This window comes from Cronobacter malonaticus LMG 23826, assembly GCF_001277215.2.
GTDB lineage: Bacteria > Pseudomonadota > Gammaproteobacteria > Enterobacterales > Enterobacteriaceae > Cronobacter > Cronobacter malonaticus.
The window spans coordinates 1601168-1618016 of record NZ_CP013940.1; the positions used below are offsets into that span (position 1 = coordinate 1601168).

The window sequence follows — 16849 nt, forward strand, 5'->3', positions numbered from 1 at the left end:
TCGGCACGATGGCCTGTTTCGAATAGAGACACAAACCATAACCGAATGGCTTTGTAAGTTACAACTTTGTTATAAAAATGCTTACTGGTCGTCAGAAACCAGTAAGCTCTTATCAAAACGCGATTCCTTAAGCGCTTCTTTGACTCGCTTCAAGTTATCCCGGAATTTTGCCCCGCGCCGCAGCGTAAAGCCCGTCGCCAGCACATCAATGACGGTAAGCTGGGCAAGCCGCGAGACCATCGGCATATAGATGTCGGTATCTTCCGGCACGTCCAGCAGCAGGGCGAGGCTCGCTTCGCGGGCGAGCGGTGACCCACGCGAGGTGATAGCCAGCACCAGCGCGTCGTTGTCGCGGGCGAGACGCGCCAGTTCCACCAGGCTTTTGGTGCGCCCGGTGTGCGAAATCAGCACTACCACGTCATCGGCTCCGCCGTTCATGCAGCTCATGCGCTGCACCACAATATCTTCTGAATAGACGACAGGGACGTTAAAACGGAAAAATTTATTCATGGCGTCATGCGCCACGGCCGCCGACGATCCCAGGCCAAAAAAAGCGATTTTCTTCGCCTGGGTGAGCATATCGACCGCCCGGTTCACCGTCGCCATATCAAGCGACTGGCGCACGTGATCGAGGCTCGCCATCGCGGATTCAAAAATTTTCGTGGTATAGGCTTCAACGCTGTCATCTTCATCGACATTGCGATTCACATACGGCGTGCCGTTGGCAAGGCTCTGAGCCAGATGCAGTTTAAAATCGGGAAAGCCTTTCGTCTCAAGGCTCCGGCAGAAGCGGTTGACTGTCGGCTCGCTGACGCCCGCCTCGCTTGCAAGGGTCGCGATGCTCGAATGAATGGCCTGCGAAGGCGATTCCAGGATCACTTCGGCGACTTTGCGTTCAGATTTACTCAGATGTTCCAGTTGCGACTGGATCTTTTCCAGCATGTTCATTGCTAACATGAGACCCGCAGAGAGCGTCATTTCACACGATTGGGAAACGACGATGAGTTTTATCGAGAATATACTCCTGATAGTACAGGTGCGGGCTGGCTGAAAAAGACAATGTTGTTGTTTTTTTTCATAACATGATCGCGGTCTGATTTTGTTATGACGAGGGTGGCGTAAAAAGCGCCAGCCGGGCGCGGCGGGCCACTTTCAGAGCGATCGCCGCTGCGTGTGGCGTTTTAGTCATCAACGCCGGTCGCTTAGGAGTATCCTGAAAGACCTAAAAGCAGTAGAGTGCAGTGTAAGAAAATTACAATGATGACCTGTCCCGACAGGGATTCCGAAACGAGGAGAAAGACATGGCGGTAACGCAAACAGCGCAGGCGTGCGACTTAGTGATTTTCGGCGCCAAAGGCGATCTGGCGCGCCGAAAACTGTTGCCTTCCCTTTATCAGCTGGAAAAAGCGGGCCAAATCCATCCGGATACCCGCATTCTGGGGGTAGGCCGCGCGGACTGGGATAAAGAAGCCTATACCAAAGTCGTCCGTGAAGCGCTTGAAACCTTCATGAAAGAGAAAATCGACGAAGCCCTGTGGGACACCTTAAGCGGCCGTCTCGATTTCTGTAATCTGGATGTCAACGACACCGCCGCGTTTACTCGTCTTGGCAAAATGCTGGATCAGAAAAACCGCGTCACCATCAACTATTTCGCCATGCCGCCAAGCACTTTTGGCGCAATTTGCGAAGGCCTGGGGGCGGCGAAGCTTAACGCCAAACCCGCGCGTGTGGTGATGGAAAAACCGCTCGGCACCTCGCTTGAAACCTCTCGTGAGATTAACGACCAGGTCGGTAAATTCTTCGAAGAGTGCCAGGTCTACCGTATCGACCACTACCTCGGTAAAGAGACGGTGCTGAATCTGCTGGCGCTGCGCTTCGCAAACTCGCTGTTCGTTAACAACTGGGACAACCGCACAATCGATCACGTAGAAATCACCGTGGCCGAAGAAGTGGGCATCGAAGGCCGCTGGGGATACTTCGATCAGGCGGGCCAGATGCGCGACATGATCCAGAACCACCTGCTGCAAATCCTCTGCATGATTGCGATGTCGCCGCCGTCTGATCTGACTGCCGACAGCATTCGCGATGAAAAAGTGAAAGTGCTGCGCTCGCTGCGCCGTATCGACCGCTCCAACGTGCGTGAGAAAACTGTGCGCGGCCAGTACACCGCCGGTTTCGCGCAGGGCAAAAAAGTGCCGGGTTATCTGGAAGAAGAGGGCGCCAACAAAACCAGCCATACGGAAACGTTTGTGGCTATCCGCGTGGATATCGACAACTGGCGCTGGGCCGGCGTGCCGTTCTATCTGCGTACCGGTAAACGTCTGCCAACCAAATGCTCTGAAGTGGTGGTCTATTTCAAAACGCCGGAGCTGAACCTGTTTAAAGACTCCTGGCAGGATCTGCCGCAGAACAAGCTCACTATCCGTCTGCAGCCGGACGAAGGCGTGGATATCCAGGTGCTGAACAAAGTGCCGGGGCTGGATCACAAGCACAACCTGCAAACCACCAAGCTGGATCTGAGCTACTCCGAAACCTTTAACGAAAGCCATCTCGCGGACGCCTACGAGCGCCTGCTGCTCGAAACCATGCGCGGTATTCAGGCGCTGTTCGTGCGTCGCGATGAAGTGGAAGAAGCCTGGAAGTGGGTCGACTCCATTACCGAAGCCTGGGCGGCGGACAACGACGCGCCGAAACCGTATCAGGCGGGCACCTGGGGGCCTGTCGCCTCGGTCGCGATGATTACCCGTGACGGTCGTTCCTGGAACGAGTTCGAGTAATCACTCGGTACGGAGGAGTGTTACTTTACCGGTAACATGATCCCAAACAGGTGTTGTGTAAAAAATTCTTTTTTAAAGCCCCGTCTGGATTCACCAGCGGGGCTTTTTTTATTACACTGGCTGAAGCGATTTTGCTCTTGTGAGGCGCGGCTGGCGCGTATACGTGATAACCCCGCGGCATTGCGCAACGCCTGAAAAGGCGGCCTCAGGCAGAAATAACAGAGAGGACTTTTTATGCATCCTGAATTGTTACGGGTAACAAAACGTATTACCGAACGCTCCCGCGCCACGCGCGAAGCTTACCTTGCGCGCATCGAAGAGGCGAAAAGCCAGACCGTTCATCGCGCCAGCCTCGCCTGCGGTAACCTGGCGCACGGCTTCGCCGCCTGCCAGCCGGATGACAAAGCGGCGCTGAAAAGCATGCTGCGTAACAATATCGGCATCATTACCTCCTATAACGACATGCTCTCCGCGCATCAGCCTTACGAAACCTACCCACAGCAGATCCGCGAGGCGCTGCACAGCGTCGGCGCGGTGGCGCAGGTCGCAGGCGGCGTGCCCGCCATGTGCGACGGCGTGACGCAGGGGCAGGACGGTATGGAGCTGTCGCTGCTGAGCCGCGAAGTGATCGCCATGTCGGCGGCGGTGGGGCTGTCGCACAACATGTTCGACGGCGCGCTCTATCTGGGCGTGTGCGATAAAATCGTGCCGGGGCTGGTGATGGCGGCGCTCTCTTTCGGGCATCTGCCCGCCGTGTTTATCCCGTCGGGGCCGATGTCGAGCGGCCTGCCGAACAAAGAGAAAGTGCGCATTCGCCAGCTTTACGCCGAAGGCAAAGTGGATCGCGCGGCGCTGCTGGAATCCGAAGCCGCATCCTATCATGAGCCCGGCACCTGCACGTTCTACGGCACCGCTAACACCAATCAGATGGTCATTGAATTTATGGGGATGCAGCTGCCAGGCTCCTCCTTTGTTCACCCGGACGCGCCGCTGCGCCACGCGCTGACCGCCGCGGCCGCGCGCCAGGTGACGCGCCTCACCGGCAACGGTAACGACTGGATGCCGCTTGGCAAACTGGTGGATGAAAAAGTGGTGGTCAACGGCATCGTGGCGCTGCTTGCCACCGGCGGTTCCACTAACCACACCATGCATCTGGTGGCGATGGCGCGCGCGGCGGGCATCATCATTAACTGGGACGACTTCTCCGAGATCTCAGACGTCGTGCCGCTGCTGGCGCGTCTCTATCCGAACGGTCCGGCGGATATCAACCATTTCCAGGCCGCAGGCGGCGTACCGGTGCTGATGCGGGAGCTACTGAAAGGTGGTCTGCTGCATGAAGATGTCAACACCGTGGCGGGCTTTGGCCTTACGCGCTACACCCAGGAGCCGTGGCTTGATAACGGCGAACTCGCCTGGCGCGACGGGGCGCAGGCTTCGCTGGATGACGCTATCATCGCCACTATCGATAAACCGTTCTCAAAGCATGGCGGCACCAAAGTGCTGAGCGGCAATCTGGGCCGCGCGGTGATGAAAACTTCTGCGGTGCCGGTGGAAAACCAGGTGGTGGAAGCGCCCGCCGTGGTCTTCGAAAGCCAGCACGATGTGCTGCCTGCCTTTGAAGCCGGTCTGCTGGATCGCGACTGTGTGATAGTCGTGCGCCATCAGGGGCCAAAAGCGAACGGTATGCCAGAATTACATAAACTTATGCCGCCGCTTGGTGTATTATTGGACCGCTGTTTCAAAATTGCATTGGTCACGGACGGTCGCCTTTCCGGCGCGTCGGGGAAAGTGCCTTCGGCCATCCACGTGACGCCCGAAGCATACGACGGCGGGCTGCTCGCGAAAGTGCGCGACGGCGATATCATCCGCGTTAACGGCCAGACCGGCGAACTGACGCTGCTGGTGGATGACGCCGAGCTGGCGCGGCGCGAGCCGTACCACCCGGATCTCAGCGCGCAGCGCGTGGGAACGGGGCGCGAGCTGTTCGGCGCGCTGCGTGAAAAACTGTCCGGGGCGGAGCAGGGCGCGACCTGCATCGAATTTTAACTGTCAGGTGCGCAGGCGCGTACCACACCTTTTTAAAAATGGCGGGAGAGATCCACAGATGAAAAACTGGAAAACGAGTGCCGAACAGATCCTGAAAAGCGGTCCGGTTGTGCCGGTGATTGTGATTAACAAGCTGGAGCACGCGGTTCCGATGGCGAAAGCGCTGCTGGCAGGCGGCGTGCGCGTGCTGGAAGTGACCCTGCGCACCCCGTGCGCGCTGGACGCTATCCGCGCTATCGCCAAAGAAGTGCCGGACGCCATCATCGGTGCGGGCACCGTGCTGAACGCGCAGCAGCTTAAAGACGTCACCGAGGCTGGCGCGCAGTTCGCCATCAGCCCGGGCCTCACCGAGCCGCTGCTCAAGGCCGCGACCGAAGGCACTATCCCGCTGATCCCGGGCATCAGCACCGTTTCTGAACTGATGCTGGGTATGGATTACGGCCTGAAAGAGTTCAAATTCTTCCCGGCGGAAGCCAACGGCGGCACCAAAGCGTTGCAGGCTATCGCAGGCCCGTTCTCTCAGGTGCGTTTCTGCCCGACCGGCGGCATCTCTCCTGCCAACTACCGTGACTACCTGGCGCTGAAAAGCGTGCTGTGCATCGGCGGCTCCTGGCTGGTGCCGGCAGATGCGATGGAAGCGGGCGACTGGGATCGCATTACCGAACTTGCCCGCGAAGCGGTGGAAGGCGCGCAGTAACTTTCGCGCGAGATAAAACGTAGCGCGCCGCCTTCACGGGCGGCGCGTTTTTTTAGCCCTTAACGTTTACGGCCGCGGCGGACGCTTTCGCGCGCGCGATGGCGTCATCGACCGTTTCGCCGGTGGCGAGCGCCACGCCGAGGCGGCGCGAACCGTCGATTTCCGGCTTGCCGAACAGCCGCAGTTGCAGCCCAGCGCCCAGCGCCCCGGAAAGTTCGCCAAATTTTACGTCATCGCTTTTCAGCGATGGCAGGATCACCGCCGAGGCGGCCGGCCCGTACTGACGAATACCGCCGACCGGCAGGCCGAGAAACGCGCGTACGTGCAGCGCGAACTCTGAGAGATCCTGAGAGATAAGCGTCACCATCCCGGTATCGTGCGGGCGCGGCGACACTTCACTGAATATCACCTCGTCGCCGCAGACAAACAGCTCTACGCCGAACAGACCGTAACCGCCGAGCGCCTCTACGACCTTCTGCGCAATCTCCTGCGCGCGGGCGAGCGCCACATCACTCATCTGCTGCGGCTGCCAGGATTCGCGGTAATCGCCATCTTCCTGGCGATGACCGATGGGCGCGCAGAAATGCACGCCGTCCACGGCGCTGATGGTCAGTAAGGTAATCTCAAAATCGAACTGCACCACGCCTTCAACGATGACTTTGCCCGCGCCGGCGCGTCCGCCCTGCTGCGCGTACTGCCAGGCATCGTCCAGCATCTCTTCGCTGCGAATAAAGCTCTGGCCCTTGCCGGAGGAACTCATGACCGGTTTGACGATGCATGGCAAGCCGATTTCCGCCACCGCCTCGCGAAATTCCGCCTCGTTTTCGGCGAAGCGATAGGCGGAGGTCGGCAGTCCAAGCTCTTCAGCGGCGAGGCGGCGAATGCCTTCACGGTTCATGGTAAGACGCGCGGCGCGGGCGGTGGGCACCACGCGCTGACCCTGTTGTTCAAGCTCTACCAGCGCGTCGGTCGCGATGGCTTCAATCTCCGGTACGATGAAATCCGGCATCTCCTGCGCCACCAGTTTTTTCAGCGCCGCGCCGTCGAGCATAGTGATAACGTGGCTGCGGTGCGCCACCTGCATGGCGGGCGCATCGGCGTAGCGATCGACGGCGATCACCTCAATGCCCAGGCGCTGGCATTCGATCGCCACTTCTTTTCCGAGTTCTCCTGAGCCAAGCAGCATCACGCGGGTTGCTGACGGGCGTAGTGCGGTTCCTAACATAGCCATAGCGGTATTCCTGCTGTGTGAAATTCTGGCGGCAGTATATACGAAAACGTTTGCCTTGCGCATTGCGCGCGGGTTGCATTTCGGTTCTTACAGGTTTATACTGTATATAAATACAGTAACGGGAGTTGCAACATGGCGGTAGAAATCAAATACGTCGTAATCCGTGAGGGTGTGGAAAAAATGTCATTTGCCAGTAAGAAGGAAGCCGACGCCTGGGACAAAATGCTGGATTTAGCCGAAGCCCTGGAAGGCTGGCTGGGCCAGGCGCCTGTCGGTTTCGCGGAAGGTCAGGTCGAGCAGCTGGCGCTGTGGATGGCGGAGCAGAAAGACAACCTCAGCACTATCGTGCGTACCGGTCGTCTGCCGCAGGAAACCAGCGAGCACACCGGGAGTGCGGCAGAGTCTTCCACTGAAGAATCAGCTGAAAGCGAAGAGGGCGCTGTCGCGCTGCACAGCGCGCGTAAACGCACCAAAGCCGCCTGATAGCCTTCTCCCTGTGCCGCTGGCGGGTTTACCTCTCCAGCGGCGCGGTTTTCAGTTACGGCGCGCTTGTGCGCCTGATGGGATGCTCTGTATTCACTAAACGCAGAACCGGGCGTTGCGTGCGTACAGCGGGCTGTTATCGCTGACTGCTGCCCATGACTTAACGCTTTTCACCCCGCCTCTGACCCTCCTTCGCCTAATCCCTTCCTTTTGTATGGTTCGCTTGCGCTTCGCTGTTTTTGTACCAGGCTTTTTTCATCACCCGTCTTCGGAGAAGTACGATGAAAAAAACAGCAGGAGCCCTGATTTCTTTTCTGTTACTCACCGCGGCAAGCGCCGCGCACGCTGACGATCCGCGTAAGGTGCATTTCCCAAAATGCGAAGGGATGACGGCGGAGGGGATCGCCGCGAGCGTGAAGCGCGACTATCTGCAAAACCGCATTGTGAAGTGGGCCGACGACCAGAAAACGTTAGGGCAGGCCGATCCGGTTGCCTGGATCAACAGCAAAGAGATCGTCGGCAAAGACGATAAATGGACAGTGCCGCTGACCGTGCGCGGTAAAAACACGGACATTCACTATAAAGTGATGGTTGACTGTGCGGCAGGCGAAGCGCATTACCAGCGCTGATCCTCTGCGGCCCTGTTTGGGGCCGCGTCTTTTCCCTTCCTTGCGGTTCCCCGACACATCTTGACGTCCGCTCGCTTACGCTTGGGTTATCACTCATCAGCGCAGAGGACAATAATGAGCAACTGGTTAACACAGCTTCAGTCGATGCTGGGACAAAGCGGCGGTGCGTCGTCCGGTAAGTCCGGCATTCAGGACGCGTTGCGCTCCAAAGGGTTAAGCAGCCTGATTACGCCAGGCGCGCTCGGCGGTCTCGCTGGCTTACTGGTGGCCAGCAAATCGTCGCGCAAGCTGCTGGCGAAATATGGCGGCGGCGCATTGCTGGTGGGCGGCGGGGCCGTGGCGGGTACGGTACTGTGGAACAAGTACAAAGATAAAATCCGCGCGGCGCACCAGGACGAGCCGCAGTACGGCCAGCAGCAGACGCCGCTTGATCGCCGCGCCGAGCGTCTCGTGCTGGCGCTGGTCTTCGCCGCCAAAAGCGACGGGCATATTGATGACAGCGAGCGCGCGGCCATTGAGCGCCAGCTGCGCGAAGCGGGCATTGAAGAGCAGGGGCGGATACTGGTGGAGCAGGCGATCACTCAGCCGCTCGACCCGATGCGTCTTGCCGCCGACGTGAAAAACGAAGAGGAAGCGCTGGAGCTTTACTTCCTGAGCTGTGCCGCGATTGATATCGATCACTTTATGGAGCGCAGCTATCTGCAGGCGCTTGGCGACGCCCTGAAAATCCCGCAGGAGGTGCGTGACGAGATTGAGCGCGACATCCAGCAGGAGAAAAAAGCGCTGCCGGGATAAGCAGATAATGTCATAAACACGCATGTTTCGCTTGCAACGCGCGCGGGTTTTGCCACCCTTACAGGGTGTTAAACAAAAAGAACAGCGACATGCCACCGAAAGCGAAACAGATCCCCTACGCCATCACACAGCATGGCGACACCCGCATCGACAACTATTACTGGCTGCGGGACGACACGCGATCGCAGTCGGACGTACTGGATTACTTACGCCAGGAGAACGACTACGGGCGGCGCGTGATGTCCACGCAAAGCGCGCTGGAAGAGCGGCTGCTCTCTGAAATGGTCAGCCGTATTCCGCCGCGCGACGTCTCGGCACCCTACGTGAAGAACGGCTATCGTTACCGGCAAATTTACGAGACCGGCTGCGAATACGCGATTTATCAGCGCCAGTCGGTTGTCCTGAGCGAGTGGGAAGAGTGGGAAGTCCTGCTGGATGGCAATAAACGCGCCGCCCGTAGCGAATTCTACACGCTCGGCGGGATGGATATCGCGCCGGATAACACCGTGATGGCGGTGGCGGAAGATTTTCTGTCACGCCGCCAGTACGGGCTGCGCTTTCGCAATCTGGAAACCGGGCAGTGGTACCCGGAAGTACTGGAAAATGTCTCGGCGAGTTTCGTCTGGGCCAACGATTCCCGCACGCTCTATTACGTGCGTAAACACCCGGTGACGCTGCTGCCGTACCAGATCTGGCGGCACACGCTCGACACCGCCGCCGATCAGGATGAGCTGGTCTATGAAGAAAAAGACGAGACGTTTTACGTCAGCCTCTACAAAACCACCTCGCAGAATTTCATTCTGATTTTCCTCGGCAGCGCCACCACCACGGAAGTGCTGCTGGTGAACGCCGATCTCCCGGACGCGCCGCCGCTAAGCTTCCTGCCGCGCCGTAAAGATCATGAATACAGCGTCGATCACTTCCAGCATATGTTTTACATCCGCTCCAACCGCGCCGGGAAAAACTTCGGGCTGTACCGCAGCCGCGTGCGCGATGAAGCGCGCTGGGAAGAGATAATCCCGGCGCGCGAGCATGTGATGCTGGAGGGTTTTACGCTCTTTGCCGACTGGCTGGTGGTGGAAGAGCGCCAGCGCGGCCTCACCAGCCTGCGGCAAATCAACCGCAAAACGCATGAATCAATAGGCATCGCTTTTGACGATCCGGCGTATGTCACCTGGGTTGCTTATAACCCGGAGCCGGAAACCTGCAAGCTGCGTTACGGCTACTCGTCAATGACGATGCCGGACACGCTTTTCGAACTGAACATGGAAACCGGCGAGCGTCGTGTGCTTAAGCAAACGGAAGTGGCGGGGTTTGACGCGGCCAACTACCGGAGCGAACACCTCTGGATCACCGCGCGCGACGGCGTTGAAGTGCCGGTGTCGCTCGTTTATCACAAAGACCATTTCCGCGAAGGCAAAAACCCGTTGCTGGTGTACGGCTACGGCTCTTACGGCACCTGTATCGACGCCGATTTCAGCGCCAGCCGGTTGAGCCTGCTGGATCGCGGCTTCGTCTACGCCATCGCCCATGTGCGCGGCGGCGGCGAGCTCGGCCAGCAGTGGTATGAAGAAGGCAAATTCCTGAAGAAGAAAAATACCTTCAACGATTATCTCGACGTGTGCGACGCGCTGCTGGCGCAGGGCTATGGCGATCCGACATACCTGTTCGGCATGGGCGGCAGCGCGGGCGGTATGCTGATGGGCACGGCGATTAACGAGCGTCCGAAACTCTTCCGCGGCGTGATTGCGCAGGTGCCGTTTGTCGATGTCGTCACTACGATGCTCGACGAATCCATTCCGCTCACCACCGGTGAATTTGAGGAGTGGGGCAACCCGGCTGACCAGGAATACTATTTCTACATGAAAAGCTACAGCCCTTATGACTGCGTGAGCGCGCAGCGCTATCCGCACCTGCTGGTGACCACCGGTCTGCACGATTCGCAGGTGCAGTACTGGGAGCCGGCGAAATGGGTGGCGAAGCTGCGCGAGCTGAAAACCGATGACAATCTGCTGCTGCTTTGTACCGATATGGATTCCGGTCACGGCGGAAAATCGGGGCGCTTTAAATCGTATGAGGGCGTGGCGATGGAGTACGCGTTTTTGATTGGGCTGGCCCAGGGCACGCTGCCGCCGGACCAGCTCGCGGATTAATCGTTATCGAGGTAGTGCTTTAACGTCAGACGTAAATCCGGGTTGAGCTGTTTGACGTTATTCAGCATCCAGCGCAGATATCCCGGATCGCGCCCGGCGATATCGGCCACCGGCTCGCCGCGGTATTTGCCAAACGGCAGCGTGGCGATAAGCTGCGGACGGCCGGTGATATTAACCATCTCTTCCGGCGTCCAGCCGGAGACTTTCATTATCTCCAGCAGCAGCGCCGCCGTAATGTAGCAATCGAACAACGCGCGGTGATGATGCAGCCCCTCAGGCGTCTCAACCTGTAGCTTCAGGGATTTATACAGCCCCATATTGCTGTAGCGAATGCCCGGCCACAGGCGGCGCGCCAGCTTAACGGTGCAGATCCACTCGCCCGGCATTTCAGGAAGGACTTTACGGTCAAAGCTGGCGTTATGCGCCACATACCACTGGCTGCCGTGGTAGCGCGGGATCACCTCTTCGATATACGGCTTATCCGCGACCATCGCCTCGGTAATTTTATGTATCGCCATCGCCTGATGGCTGATAGGGCGGTCCGGGCGCACCAGATCGCTCATCGGGTTGACTATCGCGCCGTCGATGATGTCCACCGACGCCACTTCGACAACGCCGCCCTGCAGGCCGCAGGTTTCGGTATCAATAATCCGTAGCATATGCGCTCCGCCGGAAGGGAAAACAGACGCCCGCCGTCATTAGTGATGACCGGCAGGCGAGGCAGAAAGCCATTATTTCATTTTAGGCTCGTAGGGCAGGCGGGAGAGGTTAACCGACGCCAGGCGATGCGCGATAAGACGCTCGCGAAACCAGTCGCGCAGATGCTCAGGCTGTTCGCGCTCTACGGCTTCGGCGATAACCGGCATATTGTAGCGCTCTTTAAACGCCACGCCGGACGCCGCCAGATCGACGTTCACTTTATCCATCTCTTCCTGCGGAAGAAGGGCAAGGTTCTGGTTCATGGTGTGCTCCTGTTAATCGCCGTGAAGGTACTGCGCCGCGCGCCGGATGACAAGCCTTATGTGGCGGGATGTGCCTTCCCGGCTCGACTTGCCATCAGCGCGAAGGTATTCTTGCGCCTGATTTATAATAAAAAGGAATGACTGATATGGCACTGTTTACCGCACGTTTTTGCCGTGCGCTGGCGCTGGTCGCCGCCGTCATGACCACGCCCGCCGTATGGGCGCATGCGCATCTGAAAGCCCAACAGCCCGCCGCGAATGCGACGGTAGACGCATCGCCTGAGGCGCTGATTTTAACCTTTTCCGAAGGCATCGAGCCTGCGTTCAGCGGCGTAACGCTGACCGGCCCGGATGGCAAAAAAACGGACACCGGCGCGGTCAAACGCGCGCCGAATGATGATAAACAGCTGGTCGCTCCGCTTGCCGCGCCGCTGGCGAGCGGTGAGTACCAGGTGCAGTGGCACGTGGTGTCGGTGGACGGTCATAAAACCAAAGGCAGCTACCGGTTTAGCGTGAAGTAACGTCGTGCTGGAAAGCGTTTATGTCGCGCTGCGTTTTGTCCACGTCGCCGCGCTGATGCTCGGCGCGGGCGGGGCGCTGTTCTGCGCGTGGCTGGCACCTTCCGCGCTCGCCGAACCGCTGGCACAGCGTCTGCGTACGCTCTGGCGCTGCGCTGCGCTGGCGACGGCTCTCAGCGCCGTAGCGATTTTCGCGGTGCAGGCGGGGCTGATGGGCGATGGCGCGGCGGACAGCCTGCGCCCGGCTATCTGGCAGGCGATGTTATCGACGCGCTTTGGCGCGGTGTGGCTGTGGCAAATCCTGCTGGCGCTGGTGACGCTGCCGTGCGTCTGGCGTGCGGCGCAGCGCAGTGGACTGCTGCTTATTTTATTTTGTGCGCAGCTCGTGTTGCTCGCGGGTGTCGGGCATGGCGCGATGCACGAGGGGCTGGCCGGCGCGCTCCAGCGGCTCTGTTATGCGCTACATGTGCTGTGCGCGGCCTGGTGGTTTGGTGGTCTCGTGCCGCTCTTAATGCTGATGCGCATGGCGAAAGAGGCGTGCTGGCATGCCGACGCGATTACCGCCATGATGCGCTTTTCACGCTACGGACATGTAGCGGTTGCCGGGGTTATCGCGACAGGTATCGTTAACAGCGTACTGATTCTCGGCGTGGTCTGGCCCATTGAGAGCGGTTATGTCCGGATGCTGGCATTTAAAATCGCGCTGGTGGCGGTGATGGTGGTCATCGCGCTGATTAACCGCTATGTTCTGGTGCCAACATTTTCACGTCAGGCGACGGCGCTGCGCCGGTTTATCCTGATGACAAAACTGGAAGTGGCGCTCGGTGCGCTGGTGCTGTTAAGCGTCAGCCTGTTCGCCACCTGGGAACCTTTTTAACTGGTGAGAAAATAATGAAGAAATCGCTGCTTGCGCTGCTGATGCTCTCCTGTTCCGGCATGGCTCTCGCCGCGCCGCAGATTATTACGGTCAGCCGCTATGAAATCGGCAAAGACAAATGGGCGTTCAACCGTGAAGAAGTGATGCTCGCGTGCCGTCCGGGCGATGCGCTGTTTGCGATTAACCCCAGCACGCTGATGCAGTATCCGCTGAATGACGTCGCTGAAAAACAGCTGGCGCAGGGCAAAGTCACCGGCCAGCCGATCTCTGTCATCCAGATTGACGATCCGGCGCATCCGGGGCAGAAGATGAGCCTGGCACCGTTTATCGAGCGCGCACAGAAACTCTGCTAATTTCCTGCCACGCATAAAAAAACCGCAACAGCCGGTGAGGGGCGTTGCGGTTTTTCTTTTTTATGACGTTGTGACCGCTTTTTGCTGCGACTTTAGCCGCAAACTGGAAAAGCTGGTGTCGTCATCTATTCTTAAAAGGCAAGGCGACTGAGCCTGCATTAATGCCAACTTTTAGCGCACGGCTCTCTCCCAAGAGCCATTTCCCTGGACCGAATACAGGAATCGTATTCGGTCTTTTTTTATCCTTCGTTTATAAGTAATAAACTAAATCATCCTTAATAAATACCCTTTTATTTAAATATTATTGATTCAGACAGGTCTGAAGGGATCGAAAGTGGTTTTCAAGTCTTTTTGATCCAATAGGTTGTACTATTTTTAGGGGGGGGTGAGACGCTGTTCATTTCTGGGGGATTTAATTAGCATATACTGCCTTCTTTTATCAGAGGGATGCCAAAAAAGGAGAATAAAATGAAGGAGTTAAGCGGGGCAGCTTGGGTTAATAAATTTCAGGGTAGTGCTTCCACTGAAACGTTAAGCTATCCATTCAGAACCAATGTTGAACAATTTTTGGCCGCCTTGCGGCAAGCTGGAGCAGTAGTAACTATAGCCGCTACGCTTCGCCCACCAGAAAGAGCTTATCTGATGCACTGGTGCTGGAAAATTAGCCGGGGACTGGTCAAAGCTTCCGATGTACCCCCAATGGCTGGCGTTGATATTGAATGGGATCATGGCAATGACGCTAAGAGTTTGCGTGAAGCGAATGCGATGGTCGCGGCCTATGGTATGAGTGGGTTGCATGTGGCTCCGGCGTTACAAAGCCGTCATACGGAGGGGAATGCGATTGATATGAACATTTCGTGGTCAGGCGATCTGCATATCATCGATAAAGATAATAACGCTGTCATTATCAGGACACCGCCGCGAGATGGAATGAATACAGAACTTCATCAGGTAGGCAGAAATTATAACGTGATAAAATATCATGGCGGTGCTCGGGACAAGCCTCACTGGTCATCTGATGGGAGATAACATGAAAAAAATAATGATGATGGTCGTCGCTTTTTTGCTGATAGAAGGATGTACCACAGTCCAGGCTGAACCCGTACAGCCTGATGTGAAAGCTTTTCAGGATAACGCTGATGAATGCCAGCACTTTGCTGGTGAGTGGGACAGCACGTTACCTAAAAGCCGCCAAAAGGAAATTGAGGCAGGCGTAGATAAATATTGTACAGCGGCGCGTCAGCAACAAGAGCAACTAAAGAAAAAATATAAGGGAAATCATCAGGTAGAACAAAAAATTGCTGAGTACGATCTCTGAATGAGCGTACTCGCATAGTATTATTCGACTGGGTTTCTGAGGCGACATCCTATAACCGGGTGCCGCCAGTTAATGACTTCGCGTCAAGCCTTCAGCATAACGTTTATTCACGCTCTGGTTATGCTTGTTACTTTCTGCTCCCTTCTCAATACCAGTCAGGATTATCTCTGGATCATGAATTCATGATGATTAAGGTCATACCGTTCTTTCGCGAACGAACCGACCATCCCTTCCTTATGTGAACAGAAATTCCTCCCACTAAATCTGGTGGATTTGTGAAGGCGAACCGGTAGCAGGCTAAGGGATGAAGTATAGTAAAAGCAGGAAAACAAGGAGTTAATCCCGATGAATCCGTTTATCTATGTTTTTGGTCTCCTGCTGACGCTCGACGCGCTGCGTGAACTGGCCGGCGCCTCTTCCGTTATTGGGCTGTGGTAAGCCGGCCTGCGCAAACGTGGCTATTTATCGTGTTTGCGGCCAAACAACCAGAGCATAAAGATCGCCGCCACAACACAGCCGATAAAGCTGACGATAGCTTCGTGAGTAAAAATGGTCACAGGACACCTCCCGACGTTGCTTGCTTTAAGCATAGAACATCCTTAGCCGGGTAAGCGTCTTTACGTGAATTAATGGGATAAACGCTACCGTAGACCACAAATTTAGTTACAACATACTTAAAGCGATGACGAGAGTTTCTGCCGACACGCAGGCGAGCGCGACGCCTGGTAAAGCGCCAGACCCAAATTGCCATGACTCGCCGCGCTATACTTGCCTGATAACCAGAGGAACAGGCGATGTATCAGCGAATCGACGGCGCGGCGTGGCGGCATATCTTTATTGTGGGCGATCTGCACGGTTGTCTGGAGGCGCTGGTCAGCGCCCTGAAGCGCGAGCGTTTCGACCCGCGCGTCGACGCGTTGATTTCGGTGGGTGATTTAATCGATCGCGGCCCCGACAGCCTGGGCTGTCTGCGGCTCATCGGAAAACGCTGGTTTTTCGCGGTGCGCGGCAATCATGAGGCGATGGCAGTCGAGGCGCTGGATTCCGGCGACAACGCGCTATGGGCAATGAACGGCGGCAACTGGTATTTCGGGCTGTCTCAAACCGTGCAGCAGGAGGCGCAGGCGCAATTTGTCAGAGCACGCGAGCTGCCGCTGGTCATTGAGGTACAAAGCCACGACAGGCGGATAGTGGTGGCGCACGCCGACTATCCGGCGTCGCGCTACGTTTGGGAAGAGCCGCTTGATGAACAGGCGGTGGTGTGGAGCCGGGCGAGAATAAACCGGGTATCGGCAGGTAAAGCGGAGCACATTGAGGGCGCGGACGCGTTCTATTTTGGTCACACGCCGCTGCGCGAGCCGCTCACGTGCGGGAACCTGCATTACATCGATACCGGCGCGGTCTTTGGTAATACGCTGACGCTGGTACGTGTGCAGTGATTAGAAATCGCTGTACTCCCGCGCCGGGCGCCAGAAGCCATCGATAAAGTCTTCAACGGGGTAGCAGCCCCCGTGGCGCATCCGCTGTTCATCCATCACTTTCAGACATTGCTGTTCCGTATTAAACACATCCACGACGATGTCATCGCAACCGCCATCCAGATAACAAACAAATAAAACCAGAGCGAACATGGCGTCCTCTGTGTGACAACGTTTGTCATAAGTGTAGGAGAAGCGAGGGGGAAGGGAAAACCGAAGGTTCTGAATCGGGACGTGTAAATAAATAACCCGCCTTCAGCGACGGGTTCTTTTTGAATCAGGCAAGGCGCATGATCCAGGCATCAGCTTGCTGGTCGTAATGTTCGCGGTATAGCACAGAGTGTTCGCCGTTGAGCACGGCAGGAATACTGGTTTCGGCGTCCCAGGCATCAAGCTGCATGCAGAGATCCGGATCCGATTTACAGGGAATGCTCAGCTTGCGCTCGCCGGGCGAGTCGCCGTGCAGCTCTGCATCATCTATCTCGAAAGTGCCGATTTTTACGCTGGTTTTTGACATAACGTTCTCCCTCAG

General features: G+C 57.0%; 20 protein-coding genes. 14 read left to right on the forward strand and 6 right to left on the reverse strand.

All coding sequences use genetic code 11. The annotated features are described in order from the left end of the window. Window positions 1-81 precede the first annotated feature (81 nt). Window positions 82-948 (reverse strand): MurR/RpiR family transcriptional regulator, encoded by an 867-nt coding sequence (locus AFK66_RS07550; RefSeq protein WP_007698921.1) that lies wholly within the window; start codon window positions 946-948, stop codon window positions 82-84. 353 nt (window positions 949-1301) lie between these two features. Between AFK66_RS07550 and zwf the strand changes: the two genes are divergently transcribed. The 3 genes from zwf to AFK66_RS07565 all read left to right on the forward strand — a co-directional run bounded on the left by zwf (window position 1302) and on the right by AFK66_RS07565 (window position 5520). After that, window positions 1302-2777: a glucose-6-phosphate dehydrogenase gene (gene zwf / locus AFK66_RS07555; RefSeq protein ID WP_007698918.1), complete on the forward strand. Its 1476-nt coding sequence runs from the start codon at window positions 1302-1304 to the stop codon at window positions 2775-2777. Between the two features lie 234 nt (window positions 2778-3011). After that, the gene (edd, locus tag AFK66_RS07560; RefSeq protein ID WP_023898524.1) at window positions 3012-4823 is read left to right on the forward strand and encodes a phosphogluconate dehydratase; all 1812 of its coding nucleotides are present in this window, start codon (window positions 3012-3014) and stop codon (window positions 4821-4823) included. Window positions 4824-4881: 58 nt separating this feature from the next. After that, a complete protein-coding gene (locus AFK66_RS07565; protein WP_007775914.1) occupies window positions 4882-5520 on the forward strand; it encodes a bifunctional 4-hydroxy-2-oxoglutarate aldolase/2-dehydro-3-deoxy-phosphogluconate aldolase in 639 nt (212 codons plus the stop codon). Between the two features lie 52 nt (window positions 5521-5572). Here the strand turns inward: AFK66_RS07565 and purT are convergent, their stop codons facing one another. Then, window positions 5573-6751 (reverse strand): formate-dependent phosphoribosylglycinamide formyltransferase, encoded by a 1179-nt coding sequence (gene purT, locus AFK66_RS07570; protein WP_032983277.1) that lies wholly within the window; start codon window positions 6749-6751, stop codon window positions 5573-5575. Between the two features lie 132 nt (window positions 6752-6883). Between purT and AFK66_RS07575 the strand changes: the two genes are divergently transcribed. From AFK66_RS07575 to ptrB, 4 genes are all read left to right on the forward strand, one after another. Next, window positions 6884-7234 carry a YebG family protein gene (locus AFK66_RS07575; protein WP_007775911.1) on the forward strand — a complete coding sequence of 117 codons (351 nt, stop codon included), beginning with the start codon at window positions 6884-6886 and terminating at the stop codon, window positions 7232-7234. A gap of 281 nt (window positions 7235-7515) precedes the next feature. Continuing rightward, window positions 7516-7863, forward strand: coding sequence for a protein YebF (gene yebF, locus AFK66_RS07580; RefSeq protein ID WP_007775906.1), 348 nt, complete (start codon window positions 7516-7518; stop codon window positions 7861-7863). A 114-nt stretch (window positions 7864-7977) separates the two neighbouring features. Next, the gene (locus AFK66_RS07585) at window positions 7978-8658 is read left to right on the forward strand and encodes a tellurite resistance TerB family protein (RefSeq protein ID WP_007775904.1); all 681 of its coding nucleotides are present in this window, start codon (window positions 7978-7980) and stop codon (window positions 8656-8658) included. A gap of 89 nt (window positions 8659-8747) precedes the next feature. Then, window positions 8748-10811 carry an oligopeptidase B gene (gene ptrB, locus AFK66_RS07590; RefSeq protein WP_007775903.1) on the forward strand — a complete coding sequence of 688 codons (2064 nt, stop codon included), beginning with the start codon at window positions 8748-8750 and terminating at the stop codon, window positions 10809-10811. Here the strand turns inward: ptrB and exoX are convergent. Then, window positions 10808-11470 carry an exodeoxyribonuclease X gene (exoX, locus tag AFK66_RS07595; protein WP_007775901.1) on the reverse strand — a complete coding sequence of 221 codons (663 nt, stop codon included), beginning with the start codon at window positions 11468-11470 and terminating at the stop codon, window positions 10808-10810. The genes ptrB and exoX overlap by 4 nt on opposite strands. A gap of 72 nt (window positions 11471-11542) precedes the next feature. Beyond that, window positions 11543-11773 carry a DNA polymerase III subunit theta gene (locus AFK66_RS07600; protein WP_007698883.1) on the reverse strand — a complete coding sequence of 77 codons (231 nt, stop codon included), beginning with the start codon at window positions 11771-11773 and terminating at the stop codon, window positions 11543-11545. 146 nt (window positions 11774-11919) lie between these two features. Here AFK66_RS07600 and yobA point away from each other — a divergent pair, with 146 nt between their 5' ends. The 7 genes from yobA to AFK66_RS07630 all read left to right on the forward strand — a co-directional run bounded on the left by yobA (window position 11920) and on the right by AFK66_RS07630 (window position 16278). Further along, window positions 11920-12294, forward strand: a complete 375-nt coding sequence (yobA, locus tag AFK66_RS07605; RefSeq protein ID WP_007775897.1) for a CopC domain-containing protein YobA — start codon at window positions 11920-11922, stop codon at window positions 12292-12294. A gap of 4 nt (window positions 12295-12298) precedes the next feature. Further along, window positions 12299-13168 carry a copper homeostasis membrane protein CopD gene (gene copD / locus AFK66_RS07610; protein WP_007775896.1) on the forward strand — a complete coding sequence of 290 codons (870 nt, stop codon included), beginning with the start codon at window positions 12299-12301 and terminating at the stop codon, window positions 13166-13168. A 14-nt stretch (window positions 13169-13182) separates the two neighbouring features. Further along, the gene (locus AFK66_RS07615; RefSeq protein WP_004386669.1) at window positions 13183-13521 is read left to right on the forward strand and encodes a YebY family protein; all 339 of its coding nucleotides are present in this window, start codon (window positions 13183-13185) and stop codon (window positions 13519-13521) included. Window positions 13522-13989: 468 nt separating this feature from the next. Beyond that, window positions 13990-14550 carry a hypothetical protein gene (locus AFK66_RS22605; RefSeq protein WP_032968251.1) on the forward strand — a complete coding sequence of 187 codons (561 nt, stop codon included), beginning with the start codon at window positions 13990-13992 and terminating at the stop codon, window positions 14548-14550. Then, window positions 14504-14839, forward strand: a complete 336-nt coding sequence (locus tag AFK66_RS07625; RefSeq protein WP_007775885.1) for a hypothetical protein — start codon at window positions 14504-14506, stop codon at window positions 14837-14839. Before AFK66_RS22605 ends, AFK66_RS07625 begins: the two co-directional genes overlap by 47 nt. 345 nt (window positions 14840-15184) lie before the next feature. Continuing rightward, on the forward strand, window positions 15185-15277 hold the full coding sequence (locus AFK66_RS22985) for a KPN_01571 family protein (protein WP_012124476.1): 93 nt from the start codon (window positions 15185-15187) through the stop codon (window positions 15275-15277). Between the two features lie 356 nt (window positions 15278-15633). Continuing rightward, on the forward strand, window positions 15634-16278 hold the full coding sequence (locus AFK66_RS07630; protein WP_023898529.1) for a metallophosphoesterase: 645 nt from the start codon (window positions 15634-15636) through the stop codon (window positions 16276-16278). On the opposite strand, the gene AFK66_RS07635 is transcribed toward AFK66_RS07630, so the two are convergent. Both AFK66_RS07635 and AFK66_RS07640 read right to left on the reverse strand, forming a co-directional pair. After that, entirely contained in the window at window positions 16279-16470 is a 192-nt protein-coding gene (locus AFK66_RS07635) for a YdfD/YebW family protein (protein ID WP_004386675.1), read from the reverse strand. Between the two features lie 124 nt (window positions 16471-16594). After that, a complete protein-coding gene (locus tag AFK66_RS07640) occupies window positions 16595-16834 on the reverse strand; it encodes a YebV family protein (RefSeq protein WP_004386676.1) in 240 nt (79 codons plus the stop codon). Between the last annotated feature and the right edge of the window lie 15 nt (window positions 16835-16849).